This window comes from Megasphaera lornae, assembly GCF_000214495.1.
Lineage (GTDB): Bacteria > Bacillota > Negativicutes > Veillonellales > Megasphaeraceae > Megasphaera > Megasphaera lornae.
This window is the reverse complement of record NZ_AFIJ01000009.1, coordinates 14,230-28,506: the sequence shown is the minus strand read 5'-3', so window position 1 is coordinate 28,506 and position 14,277 is coordinate 14,230. Positions and strand designations below refer to the sequence as shown.

The window sequence follows — 14,277 nt, the reverse complement described above, 5'->3', positions numbered from 1 at the left end:
TGTGTGTCTTTTTTATTCATGTATGTTGTAATACATATAGTTTATGTCGCCAAAATGCCGCTTCTTCCGGATCCTTAGCGATTCCCGCCCCCTCTTCCAGGGCTTGAATATAATTTTTTATTCCTTCTTCACAATCATTCATGGCCGCCTGTGCAAACCAATATGCCGCCTCTGTCAAATCCTTTCGGCAGCCTCTGCCGTCGCGGCATAATTTCCCTAAATTATTTTGTGCCATACCGTCTCCATCTAATGCCGCCAATTCATAATACATTTTAGCCGTCGCAAAATTTTTCTCTACACCCAAACCGTTTTCATACATATACCCCAGATTATTTCGTGCCGACGGATCTCCTTGTGCCGCGCCCTTCTTATACCAGTCCGCGGCGCCGGCAAAGTCCGCGTCACCGACATATCCGAATTGCAAAAAAATCCCGCAATTACATTGTGCCGCACCATCACCGTGATCGGCACCGCGCCGATACCAGTACCAAGCTTTTTGATAATCTTGATCCACGCCGATACCGTTTTCATAAAAATTCCCGATACGCGTTTCCGCATACGCATCATCCTGCGCTGCCGCCAACCGATACCAATATAATGCCCGGCTGAAATCATGGGGCGCCCCGCGACCTGTTTCGTATAATTCCCCTACAAAAAACTGTCCTCGTGCATCCTCTTGTTTAGCGGCCCGCATAAACCAATAAAACGCCTTGGCCACATCGCCTTGCCCTTCCTCGTAATAATGATTTCCTAAAAACAATTGCGCTTTTATATCCCCGGTAAACGCCAATGCAGTAATTTCCTGCCATGCTTTTTTATTCCCTGCCGCCGCTTGGCGAATTAATGAATTTCGTTCCTGATCATCCATATATGTTCCTTTCTTATAAAGAAAAATATTTTATCCCGCTTACTTCTTTATAGTATACCAAAATTATTCTCTATTCTACAAAATAATCTTTTCTGACTTTTTGACTTTTATCTATTTATCATTCTTGACTTTTCGACTTTTAGCGTTATAATAAGGATGAAACAAGAAAAAAGCACATATTTTCCCGCTTCAAAAAAACAAGGAGGTATACTCTATGGAAAATGAAAAATATACACAAAAAGTAATGGCTGCTTTTCAAGCCGCTCAACAAATCGCAGCCTTACGTTATCATCAAGAAATTACAGCGGCCCATTTACTATTAAGTTTAGTTAAAGAACCGGAAGGACTGTTGACTACTATTTTTGCCGATTGCCACACTGATGTCCCCATGTTACAGGCACGTTTGGAACAAGTTTTAAATAAAATTCCTGCCGTGCAGGGACAAAGCCGGCTTTCCATGGCCACCGAAATGGTACGTGTTCTGGGACGTGCCCGCCAATTAGCCGATGCAATGCACGATGAATACATCAGTACGGAACATATACTGTGCGCTTTAGTACAGGACAGTGACGAAGAAGTACGTTCTCTTTGTCAAGAATTCGGCTTAACAAAGGACAAAATAATGTCTTCGATTAAAGCTAACCGCAAAGGGAATGTGAATACGGATAAGCCGGAAGATAATTATAAGGCGTTGGAAAAATACGGGCGTGATTTAACGGCGGCAGCCGGTAAGAACAAGTTGGATCCCGTCATCGGTCGTGATGAAGAAATTCGCCGTACAATCGAAATTCTGTCACGCCGCACGAAAAACAATCCCGTACTCATCGGCGAACCGGGCGTCGGTAAAACCGCCATCGTCGAAGGCCTGGCACGACGTATCGTGAGCGGCGATGTGCCGGAATCATTGAAACATAAAACCTTATATTCCCTGGATATGGGTTCCTTAATTGCCGGGGCAAAATATCGCGGTGAATTTGAAGAACGCTTAAAAGCGGTTCTGAACGAAATCGCTAAATCGGACGGCCGAATTCTGCTCTTTATTGATGAAATTCACACGGTTGTCGGAGCCGGCGCTTCCGAAGGTTCCATGGATGCGGGCAATTTATTAAAACCCATGTTGGCACGCGGCGAATTACGCTGTATCGGCGCCACCACCTTAAACGAATATCAAAAATATATTGAAAAAGATGCGGCCTTGGAACGTCGTTTCCAACCGGTTATGGTCGAACAACCGAATGTGGAAGATACGGTCACGATTTTACGCGGCCTGAAAGATCGCTATGAAGTACATCACGGCGTTCGTATTCGTGACAATGCCCTGGTTGCCGCCGCCGTTCTTTCGGATCGGTATATTTCCGATCGTTTCCTGCCGGATAAAGCCATTGATTTAGTGGATGAATCCGCAGCCAAACTGCGCACGGAAATTGAATCCATGCCGGCGCCCTTAGACGAATTACGTCATAAAGTCATGCAATTGGAAATTGAAGAACAATCGCTGACCAAAGAAACCGACGAAGCCTCGCAAGAGCGCTTACGCAAAATAAAAGATAAAAAAGACGAATTGCAAAAAAAGAAAAAACGTTACAAGAAAAATGGAATACGGAAAAACAAGCCATTTTGCGTACACAAGCCATTAAGAAAGAAATCGATTCGGTAAAGGGCGAAATGGAAAAAGCCGAAAGAGAATATAATCTTGCCAAAGCTTCCGAATTAAAATACGGAAAGTTGCCGGAATTACAGCAAAAACTCAAAGAACAAGAAGGCTACTTGGCCGATCACCGGGAATCGCAATTATTAAAAGAAGAAGTAAGCGAAGAAGATATAGCGCAAGTCGTCAGCCGTTGGACCGGAATTCCCGTTACCAAAATGATGACCGGCGAAAGAGAAAAACTGTTACATCTTGACGATACCTTACATGCCCGGGTAGTCGGACAGGAAGAAGCGGTGCAAGTTGTCAGCGATGCCATTATTCGTGCCCGTGCCGGTATTAAAGATCCCAATCGTCCTATCGGTTCCTTCATTTTCCTCGGACCTACCGGCGTCGGTAAAACAGAATTGGCAAAAACACTGGCGGAAGCGCTCTTTGACGATGAACGCAATATTATCCGCATCGATATGTCCGAATATATGGAAAAACATACGGTTTCCCGTCTTATCGGCGCCCCTCCGGGATATGTCGGTTATGATGAAGGCGGTCAATTGACCGAAGCCGTACGTCGGCATCCGTACAGCGTCATTTTATTAGATGAAATTGAAAAAGCACATCCCGATATTTTCAATGTGTTATTACAAATCCTCGATGACGGCCGTTTAACCGACGGCAAAGGGCGTGTCGTAAACTTTAAAAATACGGTCATCATTATGACCAGCAATTTAGGGTCACATGAAATTTTAAACGCCGCCGATTTTACGACTGCGGAAAAATCGGTCCGCGAACTGTTAAAGCAATACTTCCGTCCCGAATTTCTCAATCGTATTGACGATATTATCGTCTTCAAAGGATTACAAAAAGATCAAGTACGTCATATTGCTCAAATCTTATTACAACGCTTAAGCGAACGATTGGAACGTCAAGTAAATATTCGCTTGACTTGGACGGATGCCGCCTTACAGGCCTTGGGGGACCGGGGGTTCGAACCGCAATTCGGAGCACGTCCGCTCCGCCGTCTTATTACCCATACCGTAGAAACGGCTTTAAGTCGCGATATTATTGCCGGCACTATTCGTGAAGGTGATACGGTATCTATTGATTATGATGGCAGCTCCTTTACCTTTACACCTGTACATACCGAAAATTGACGCGTTTTCGAAGAAGACCGCCGACTTCTGTCGGCGGTCTTCTTTTTTGTACATTATATACATATATCCCCCGGCGAAGATGCACCTGCATCTTTCGCCGGGGGAACAGCTATCCGGTCATCCGGAATAACGCGGTAAAATCAAGTGTATTCCGAAAAAATTATCGTTTCGGTCGACGCGGCATACTTGCCATAGAATCACGCACTCGTTGCAAGATTCGTACATCATGACTTTGACGAATGCCGAATTGCTTAAACAACGCTTCCAATCTTTTTTGTTTTTCTTCCGCCGATTCTTCTTTTTTTATATCCGTCATGATTACACCTGCTTTCTTTTTTCTTGTTCTCTTTTTATTATAGCAGGGAACCTCCTATTGTCCATAGGAAAAAGCGATTGCTCATCGTAATTGTCGTAAGACGGCCGCGCCCATATCCGCTGTCGAAGCTCGTTTCATACCGTCCCGATACATGTCCGCCGTACGCCACCCTTCTTGCAACGCCGCATCCACGGCATGTTCAATCGCTGCGGCCGCCTCCGGTTTCCCTAACGAATGACGTAACAACATCGCCGCGGCCAAAATAGTACCGCACGGATTCGCTATATTTTTTCCGGCAATATCGGGAGCGGAGCCGTGAATCGGTTCATACAATCCCGTTTTTTCACCTAATGAAGCGGACGGCATCATACCGATCGATCCTCCCAACACGGAAGCTTCATCACTTAAAATATCGCCGAACATATTCGACGTTAAGAGAACGTCAAACCGGGTCGGACAACGCACCAACTGCATAGCGCAATTATCTACATACATATGATCAAGGGTCACTTCCGCCGTCGCCGCCGAACGCTGCACCGTACGTCGCCATAAACGGGAAGTCGCCAACACATTCGCCTTATCTACCGAAGTGACATGTCGCCGTCGCTGCTTGGCCGCAATACAGGCCGTGCGAGCGATCCGCTCAATTTCAGAAACGCTGTACGTTTCCGTATCCCATGCCCGCATTTTTCCCGCTTCTTCAGCCGCTTCTTCACGCGCACCGAAATAAATTCCTCCCGCCAATTCCCGTACAATCAGAATATCCGTACCGCGTACAATTTCTTCTTTTAAAGGCGAATACGACGCTAAATAAGGTCGGACCGTAATAGGACGTAAATTCGCATATACTCCCAGTGCTTTACGCAATCCCAGTACGGCCTGCTCCGGTCGCAACGCCGGCGGCAAGTGATCCCAGCGGTCACCGCCGACAGCTCCGAATAATACGCCGTCAGCCGCTAATGCCGCCCGCACGGTTTGCTCCGGCAACGGCGTATGCGTCCGATCATAAGCCGTACCGCCGGCTTCGTATTGTTGCAACTGTATATCTATCCCATATAATTCCGTCGTACGGCGTAAAACCGCCACTGCCGCTTGCATAATTTCTTGACCGATACCGTCACCGGGAATAACCGCAATTTTTTTCATCTAAACCGCCTCCTTTAACATACGCAATCAAACCGCCTGCAGCGGCAATATCCCGGATAAATCCCGGTAAAGGCCGGGCATGCCAACAACGCGCCGTATGCACATCGCTAATCGTACCGGTTGCCATATTAACTCGCAAACTTCGGCAAGATTTTATTTCTTCCGCACATTTGCCTATTTCCAAAACGGGCAACCCTACATTAATAGCGTTCCTGTAAAAAATACGGGCAAACCCGGCCGCTATCACCACCCGTATCCCGCAAGCTTTTATAGCCAGCGGCGCATGTTCCCGTGAAGACCCGCAGCCGAAATTCCAACCGCCGACTAAAAAGTCTCCCGGACGTACTCGAGAAGCAAATTCCGGATCCAAGTCTTCCATACAATGGGCCGCCAATACTTTCGGATCAAAGGTATTCAAATACCTTGCCGGAATAATCACATCCGTATCCACATGATCGCCATATTTCCAAATATTCCCGGTTATTTCCATCACTATACCTCCCAAGGTGCGGCAATTTTACCTAATACCGCGCTGGCTGCCGCCACCTGCGGTCCCGCTAAATACACTTCACTTTCCACATGCCCCATGCGCCCCCGAAAATTTCGATTCGTAGTCGATACACAGCGTTCTCCGGCCGTCATAATCCCCATATAACCGCCTAAACAGGGTCCGCAAGTCGGAGCGGCTACGGCACACCCGGCATTAATAAAAGTTTCCAAATACCCGGCTTGTAACGCTTCTTTATAAACCGTAGGACTGCCGGGAATAATAATACACCGTACCTCCGGATGCACCGAACGGTTTGCAAAAATTGCGGCGGCTTGCGCTAAATCTTCCAGACGCCCGTTCGTACAAGAACCGATCACCACTTGATCAATAGGAATCGGGTCAAAGGTGCCGACCGGTTTTGTGTTTTCCGGCAAATGCGGAAAAGCCACCACCGGACGCAACAAACTTAAATCCACATCAATCCGTCGGCAATACTCGGCATCCGAATCCGCCGCCACAATTTCAAACGGCTTCAGAAAACGATCCGCTTCATACTTTAAAGTACTGTCGTCTACCGGAAAAATGCCGTTTTTAGCACCGCATTCAATGGCCATATTGGCAATCGTCAACCGTTCACTCATCGTTAATTCCGACAGTCCCGGCCCCGTAAATTCCAATGATTTATATAAAGCGCCGTCCACTCCGATCCGGCCGATTAACGACAGTATCAAGTCCTTACCCGTAACATACGGACTTTTCGTACCATGTACATATACTTGTATGCTCTCGGGAACTTTAAACCACGCTTTCCCGGTAGCCATCGCCACGCCCAAATCGGTGGACCCTACGCCGGTGGCAAAACCGCCCAACGCGCCATACGTACACGTATGGGAATCGGCGCCGACAGTAATCATTCCCGGTCCGACAAGGCCTTGTTCCGGTAAAAGAACATGTTCAATCCCTACACGTCCCACTTCATAATAGTGACGGATGCGGTGACGACGTGAAAAATCACGAACTTGTTTGGCCAATGCGGCCGATTGTATATCTTTATTGGGCGTAAAATGATCGGGAATTAGCGCAATCTTTTCCGCATCAAACACGGGGCGCCCAATCTTCTCAAACTCCTTAATAGCCGGCGGTGCGGTAATATCATTGGCCAACACTAAGTCCACCTCGCAAATAATTAAATCCCCCGGATGCACGGTCTCCCTATGACTATGGCGTGCTAAAATTTTTTCTGTTAACGTCATGCCCATTACCATTACCTCCTATCGCCCGCCGACCGCGATTGCCGACAAAATCCGTCGCTGAAAAGACATTTGTTTTGAAAATACGGGATGATGCTGTACAGCCCCTGTAAAAGCCTGTACCGCCGCCGTCATCGTATCCGTATCCACACCTATTCCCCAAGCCGTTATTCCGGTTTTATCGGTAATACCGATATACGCCATGCCGCGCGATCCGGTGCCGCCGTCCAAATCATGTTCACTGTATACTAAATCGGCAATATCCAGACCGCAAGCCGCACATATACCGTTCGTAATTGCTTGTAACTGCCCGTTGCCGACACCTTCCACTACTTGTTTTTCTGCCCCGTATACCAGCACCGCTTTTGCTTGCCAACGATTTCCCGTTTTATGTACGGCAAAAGATTCTACATACATACCGTCGGAGTGCGGCTCATATCGTTGCCGGAATAATTGATAGATTTCCGCCGCTTGCAATTCCCGTTGTTGCCGGTCGGAAATACCTTTAATATAATAGCTGAAGTCTTCCCGCAAGGCTTTGGGAATTTGCAAACCGTATTGCTCTTCCAGCACAAAAGCTACCCCGCCTTTCCCGGATTGACTGTTAATGCGAATCACATCCGCATCGTATGTACGCCCCACCGATTGCGGATCAATATACAGATACGGGCATGTCCACGGTGCTTGCGGATGCTCCCGCCGAAAATGCATGCCTTTGGCAATCGCATCTTGATGCGAGCCGGAAAAAGCGGCGAACACCAACTTTCCGGCATACGGCTGCCGGGGCGGCACGGTCATACGCGTCAACGTTTCATATGCGGAAACAATGTCCGGCAAGAAGGAAAAATCCAACTGCGTCGCCACACCCAACGCCTTCATATTCATAGCGACCGTCACCAAATCCACATTTCCCGTCCGTTCTCCGTTGCCGAATAAGGTACCTTCCAACCGTTCGGCACCCGCCAATAACGCCATTTCCGCCGCCGCAATACCCGTACCGCGGTCATTATGAGGATGAACGGATAAAACCGTCGCCTCCCGGTAATGTAAATACCGGGACATATACGCTACTTGCGCCGCAAAAACATGTGGTAAAGACATTTCCACGGTAGCCGGCAAATTAATAATCGCCTTTCTTTCCACAGACGGTTGCCATACATCCAACACGGCATTGCACACTTCCAGCGCATATTCCGGCTCCGTGCCGGTAAAACTTTCCGGAGAATATTCAAAACGAAAATTTCCCGCTGTTTTTTCCGCCCATTCTCTTACCAGTTCCGCCCCTTGTACGGCCAATTCTTTAACTTCGCGCCGTGATTTACGGAATACTTGTTGCCGCTGTGCCAACGAAGTGGAATTATACACATGAACCACTGCTCGGGGTACATCTTTTAATGCGGCAAAGGTCTTTTTAATAATATTTTCCCGCGCCTGTGTCAATACTTGAATCGTCACCTCTTCAGGAATTAAATCATGCGTGACTAAATAACGCAAAAATTGATATTCCGTTTCCGAAGCCGCCGGAAACCCGACTTCAATTTCTTTAAACCCGATCCGGAGCAACATTTGATAAAACGCGATTTTTTCCTCTAAACACATGGGCGTCACCAACGCCTGATTACCGTCCCGCAAGTCCACACTGCACCAATGCGGCGCTTGTTGCGGATATTCCTGCCGTATCCATGACCAATCCGTTTGCGGCGGCAGAAAATATCCTTTTTGATACCGTTGTACCGTTTTCATCAGCATCACTCCTTCAATTCTTTCTATTAAAATCAAAAAAAGTCTTTCGCCTCATCAGAGACGAAAGACTTTGCTCACGCGTTACCACTCTACTTCATATCCTAAAATATGCACTCATAAGTACGGACAATTGTCGATACCTTCCTGTAGGATAACGGACAGGAGCCGACTCCGCCTACTTATAGTTCAGCGAGCTGCTTCGAGACGAGTTCAGTTTTCCTGTAGCATTACCTTCCACCGAACGGCAACTCTCTGTACCTACACGGTAAAACCTACTGCTTCTCTTCAACGCATTTTTCTTTTGATTTGTTGTAGCCTATCTTAACACAATAAATTTTTGTTTGCAACGTTTTTATTTATAAATTTTACACATTTTCTCGGTTAAACCTTTAACTTATTTTTACACGGTGTATCTTTTCTCCCGTTCCCTACTCATTCCCTATATTTCATGATATGATACACATAACCCATATAAAATGATTGTTCAGGCAGGAGTTATTATGAATATAGATGGAATTACTTTACAATGTATTACCAAAGAACTGCAAAAAGAATTGACCGGCGGCCAAATTACCAAAATTTATCAACCTCGGGCACGAACCTTGTATTTTCGTATTTTCAGCGCCACCGGGTTACATCACGTCATTATAACCTTGGACGAATCTCCGCGCATCTACATCGCGGAAAAAATGCCGCCTATGCCGGATACGCCTTCCGCCCTTTGCATGTTTTTACGCAAATACTATGAAAACGGACGCATTTCGTCCTTACGGCAGCTGCATTTAGATCGTCTGCTGGAAATAGATGTAGATATTCTGAATGTATCCGGCACTTTAGTTACCCGCAAAATTCATGTAGAACTGATGGGTAAATATAGTAATGTCATTTTCACGGAAGACGGTATCATTTTAGAAGCCCTCATTAAAACGGGCCATCATAAAACGGCACTGCGCACGATTGCTCCCAAAGAACCCTACGGCTTTCCGCCCAACTTCATGCGCATGGATCCCTTCGCCTTCTGTGCGGAAGAATTGTCGGCATTCATGACTCCCGGAGAAGAGGAAGAATTGGGAAAATGGATGTTACAACGGTTCAACGGCATCAGTACCGTTGTCTTACGTGAATTATCGTATCGCACCGGCATCGACTACACCCGTTCGGTCGACACCCTTTCAGACAGCGAACGCTTCGCCTGGTGTCGGGCTGTAGAGCGCTTCGGACAGGAACTGACGAATATTACCGGCATCTATGTGTATACCCGAGAAAAAAAAGACATTCTCTTCCCCTTGGCTTTAGACAGTTTACAAAATCTGCCGCACCGTCATCTGACTGATATCCAAACCTATTTGAATACGTATCAACAGCAACAGGGAAGCTTAAACGGCGAGCAGGAAGAACTGAAAAAACAGGTCGGTAAACGAATTGAAAAACAAAAGAAAAAAATTCGTCGCATGACGGCGGAAATTAAAGAAACCGAAAAAATGGATCTCTACAAATTATACGGCGATTTATTAATGATACACGCTTATCTTCCATGGCATCACGAAACACAAATTACGGTTCCCGATTTATTAAGCGAGACGCAAGAACCGCTTTCTATTCCCCTGCATCCGGCCTATTCCCTAACCGACAACGCCAACCGCTACTATAAAAAATATACCAAACTGCGGCGCCGCAAAGAAATGTCTCAATCGCTTTATCAAGAAAACGAAACATTTTTACATTATTTGTATTCCTTGGAATACGCCCTGGAAACCGTTACCGACAAAGAAGAAATAGAAGAAGTAAAAGCGGAAATGCGGCAAACCCGACTGCTTTCTTCCGGCCGTAAAGAGCGGTCAAAAAAAGAAAGTTGCCGCCAAATTCAAAGCGTTACTGTAGACGGAATGCAGGTATACATCGGACACAATAACCGCCAAAACGATTTTCTCACCGGAAAAAAAGCCCACCCCTATGACCTGTGGTTCCACGCTAAAAACTTGCCGGGATCCCATGTTGTTTTAGCCTGTCACGGTCAGACGCCCACGCCCCGGCAAATAGAACGGACGGCACAAATCGCCGCCTACTATAGTAAAGGTCGCAATGCCGCTAAAGTGGAAGTCGATGCCGCCCTTATAAAACACGTCAAAAAACCGCCTCATGCGGCACCGGGATTTGTCCTCTTTACACATCAACAAACCTATCGGGTTTCTCCGCAAGCGCCCGCCACCGATGATAAGTAATCAGTATCTCTTACAGAAAGGATCATTATGACATTACAACAACTACGCTATATTATTGCGATTGCCGAATGCGGCTCCATTACGTCCGCCGCCAAACAACTCCTGGTGGCGCAACCGAGTGTATCCAAAGCGGTCACCGATTTAGAAGCGGAAATGGGCATTACCATTTTTTATCGCAACAACCGCGGCGTCTTTGTGTCCGATGAAGGGTCCAAATTTCTTTCCTATGCCCGTCAAGTCATCGAACAAGCCGATTTATTGGAACAACAATACACCAAAAAAGAAGTAAGCCGTCGCGTATTTGCAATTTCCGCACAACACTACGCCTTTGTCGTCAATGCCTTTGTATCTCTCGTGAAAGAATATGACAAAAACAAATATGAATTCACCTTACGTGAATCACGTACATACGATATTATTGAAGATGTACAAAAAGGACGCAGTGAATTGGGCGTTCTTTTTTTAAGCAAATTTAACCGGCAAATTCTATGTCGTACACTGGATCACGCCGGTTTAACGTTTACGTCCCTCTTTACCGCCAAACCGCACGTATTTATCAGTCGACATAATCCGCTGGCGAAAAAAGACACGGTTACCTTAAAAGATTTACAACCCTATCCCCGGTTGACCTACGAACAAGGGTTGAATAACTCCTTTTATTTTTCAGAAGAACCGCACAGTGTGGAAGAAAGTCCGAAAAGCATTGTCGTCACCGATCGCGCCACCTTATTTAATCTGCTCATCGGCTTAGGCGGCTATACTATTTCTTCCGGTATTTTAAGCCGCGATTTAAACGGAAACGATATTATTGCCGTCCCCCTAAAAAGTGAAGAAATAATGGAAATCGGCTATATTGCGCCTCACGATCGACCGTTGAATACAATCAGTATGCGCTATATCGAACACTTGAAGCTGTATATCGCAGGTTGTCGGAAATAGTTATTTGCTATGTCAAGTCATATAAAAGCAATATTATTCTATATCCCGTTCCTATGCTATACTCCAACTGATATGTAATTATGATGACCACCAAGAGGAGGATATAACGAATGCAAACATCTATTATCGGCTATCCCCGTGTCGGCACCTTACGGGAATTAAAATTTGCTACAGAAAAATTTTTTAAGCAAGAAATTTCAGAAACACAATTACAAGAAACAGGGCGGGAAATCCGTCGTCGCCAATGGCAATTACAAAAAGCCTCCGGCCTCGATTTTATTCCGTCCAACGACTTTTCCTTTTATGATTTAATGTTGGATACGGCCGTCCTCTTTAATTGTATTCCCAAAGAATATAAAAAAGCCGGCTTTACCGCTTTAGATACGTATTTTGCCATGGCTCGCGGCTATCAGGGAGAAAAAGGCGATGTAAAAGCCCTGGCTATGAAAAAATGGTTCAATACCAACTATCACTATATCGTACCGGAAGTGGAAGATGACACGGAAATTTCCCTTACCGGCACCAAACCGTTTACCGAATATCAGGAAGCGGCCGCATTGGGCATTCAAACCAAACCCGTATTGATCGGTCCTTTCACCTTTTTAAAACTTCTCCGCTACAAAGGCCGAAAAAATGCCGCCGCCATAGCGCCTTCCTTAGGAGCTGCCTATGCCGCCGCCGTACAAAAATTACAAAGTCTCGGCGCAACTTGGATCCAATTGGACGAACCTTACTTAGTCCATGATATAACCGGCGACGATCTGCAACTGTTAAAAAACGTATACGCGCCTATTTTTGCGGCAAAATCTACCGGAAAATTATTGCTGCAAACCTATTTCGGCGATATCCGGGATTGTTATAAAGACCTATTACAGCTGCCCTTCGACGGCATAGGAGTAGATTTTATAGAAGGCAAGGAAACGCAACATACCGTATTTTCTTGTGCCTTTCCGAAAGATAAAGTACTGTTTGCAGGCTTGCTGAACGGAAAAAACATTTGGCGCAATCATTATCCGAAAACCTTGGAAATATTGCAAAAATTACAAGCCGCAGGCATTCCGGTCGTCTTAAATACTTCTTGCTCGCTGTTGCATGTTCCTTACACCTTGCAGCATGAAACCAAGTTGGACGATTCTTATAAGGCGCACTTCGCATTTGCAGAAGAAAAATTAACGGAATTGGCAGAATTAAAATCCTTATCCGCCTTATCGGATCCCACAAAAGAACCTGCTTATATTGCCAATGCGGCACTGTTTACCAACCGTCATGATTGCGTAAATGAAGCGGTCCGTCAGCGACTCTCCACCATTCGGGACAGCGATTTTACCCGTCAGCCGGCTTTTGCCGAACGGGCGGCCTGCCAAAAGAAAGCTTTCCGCCTGCCTCTTTTCCCGACGACCACCATCGGCTCTTTCCCGCAAACCGCGGATGTAAAAGCCGCTCGTACGGCACGTCGCAAAGGAGAATGGACGGAGCGGGAATATATTGACTTTAACCGCAAAAAAATCGCCGACTGCCTCCGCCTGCAAGAAGAACTGGGCTTGGATGTACTCGTACACGGCGAATTTGAACGTAACGATATGGTAGAATATTTCGGCGAACATTTAAAAGGCTTCTTATTTACAGAAAAAGCCTGGGTACAATCGTACGGTACACGTTGTGTAAAACCGCCCATTATTTGGGGCGACGTCAGCCGCCGGCAAGCCATTACGGTTCCCTGGTCCACCTATGCGCAAAGTTTGACCGAGCACCCGTTAAAAGGAATGTTAACCGGACCGGTGACAATTTTAAACTGGTCGTTCCCGCGCGAAGATATTTCCCTCAAAGAAAGTACCTATCAAATAGCCCTGGCCATTCGTGATGAAGTCTTGGATTTAGAAAAAAACGGCATTCGCATTATTCAAATTGACGAAGCCGCCTTGCGGGAAAAATTACCGTTACGGAAAAGTGATTGGTTCCGCGAATACTTGGACTGGGCTATTCCCGCTTTCCGTCTCGTACATAGCGGCGTACGGCCGGAAACTCAAATTCATACGCACATGTGCTATAGCGAATTTACCGATATTATTCACGCGATTGATCAAATGGATGCCGATGTTATTACCTTTGAAGCCTCCCGTTCGGATTTACAAATTTTAGATTCTCTTTTGGAAAACAAATTCCAAACCGCCGTCGGGCCGGGCGTGTACGACATTCACTCTCCGCGCGTTCCTTCAGTAGAAGAAATTAAAACGGCCGTACATAAAATGTTGGCCAAAATTCCGGCAGAAAAACTCTGGATTAATCCGGATTGCGGCTTAAAAACACGCGGTCTTGCAGAAACTTCCGCCAGCTTGAAAAACATGGTGCAGGCGGCCCGTGAAATTCGTCGGGAACAAGACGCCGAAAAATAAAATATATTTCTCTCGATACAGCCTCGAAAGGTCTCCTTTCGAGGCTGTATTTTATTGCTTACGACACGCCTGACAAACCTGATATTTATATTTTTTTCATCTTTATTTTTC

9 protein-coding genes, 1 pseudogene and 1 other annotated feature are annotated in these 14,277 nt (G+C 46.2%); of the genes and pseudogenes, 4 read left to right on the top strand and 6 right to left on the bottom strand.

From position 1 onward, the window contains the following. Positions 1-16: 16 nt before the first annotated feature. Positions 17-868, bottom strand: a complete 852-nt coding sequence (locus tag HMPREF1039_RS02185) for a tetratricopeptide repeat protein (RefSeq protein ID WP_007390740.1) — start codon at positions 866-868, stop codon at positions 17-19. A gap of 214 nt (positions 869-1,082) precedes the next feature. Here HMPREF1039_RS02185 and clpB point away from each other — a divergent pair. Further along, positions 1,083-3,667, top strand: a pseudogene (clpB, locus tag HMPREF1039_RS08565) (ATP-dependent chaperone ClpB). Positions 3,668-3,827: 160 nt separating this feature from the next. Here the strand turns inward: clpB and HMPREF1039_RS08110 are convergent. The 5 genes from HMPREF1039_RS08110 to HMPREF1039_RS02160 all read right to left on the bottom strand — a co-directional run bounded on the left by HMPREF1039_RS08110 (position 3,828) and on the right by HMPREF1039_RS02160 (position 8,612). Next, positions 3,828-3,983 (bottom strand): hypothetical protein, encoded by a 156-nt coding sequence (locus HMPREF1039_RS08110; RefSeq protein ID WP_007390748.1) that lies wholly within the window; start codon positions 3,981-3,983, stop codon positions 3,828-3,830. Positions 3,984-4,064: 81 nt separating this feature from the next. Beyond that, the gene (gene leuB / locus HMPREF1039_RS02175; RefSeq protein ID WP_007390757.1) at positions 4,065-5,129 is read right to left on the bottom strand and encodes a 3-isopropylmalate dehydrogenase; all 1,065 of its coding nucleotides are present in this window, start codon (positions 5,127-5,129) and stop codon (positions 4,065-4,067) included. Then, positions 5,101-5,619: a 3-isopropylmalate dehydratase small subunit gene (locus HMPREF1039_RS02170; protein ID WP_007390753.1), complete on the bottom strand. Its 519-nt coding sequence runs from the start codon at positions 5,617-5,619 to the stop codon at positions 5,101-5,103. Before HMPREF1039_RS02170 ends, leuB begins: the two co-directional genes overlap by 29 nt. A 2-nt stretch (positions 5,620-5,621) precedes the next feature. Continuing rightward, positions 5,622-6,878, bottom strand: a complete 1,257-nt coding sequence (leuC, locus tag HMPREF1039_RS02165; protein WP_007390741.1) for a 3-isopropylmalate dehydratase large subunit — start codon at positions 6,876-6,878, stop codon at positions 5,622-5,624. A gap of 12 nt (positions 6,879-6,890) precedes the next feature. After that, on the bottom strand, positions 6,891-8,612 hold the full coding sequence (locus HMPREF1039_RS02160) for a 2-isopropylmalate synthase (protein ID WP_007390752.1): 1,722 nt from the start codon (positions 8,610-8,612) through the stop codon (positions 6,891-6,893). Between the two features lie 53 nt (positions 8,613-8,665). Continuing rightward, positions 8,666-8,910 (bottom strand) — a binding site (T-box leader). Positions 8,911-9,112: 202 nt separating this feature from the next. Between HMPREF1039_RS02160 and HMPREF1039_RS02155 the strand changes: the two genes are divergently transcribed. From HMPREF1039_RS02155 to metE, 3 genes are all read left to right on the top strand, one after another. Then, positions 9,113-10,834: an Rqc2 family fibronectin-binding protein gene (locus tag HMPREF1039_RS02155; protein ID WP_007390743.1), complete on the top strand. Its 1,722-nt coding sequence runs from the start codon at positions 9,113-9,115 to the stop codon at positions 10,832-10,834. A gap of 27 nt (positions 10,835-10,861) precedes the next feature. Further along, a complete protein-coding gene (locus HMPREF1039_RS02150; protein WP_007390756.1) occupies positions 10,862-11,773 on the top strand; it encodes a LysR family transcriptional regulator in 912 nt (303 codons plus the stop codon). Positions 11,774-11,883: 110 nt separating this feature from the next. Continuing rightward, positions 11,884-14,166: a 5-methyltetrahydropteroyltriglutamate--homocysteine S-methyltransferase gene (gene metE / locus HMPREF1039_RS02145; protein WP_007390754.1), complete on the top strand. Its 2,283-nt coding sequence runs from the start codon at positions 11,884-11,886 to the stop codon at positions 14,164-14,166. Positions 14,167-14,277 lie beyond the last annotated feature (111 nt).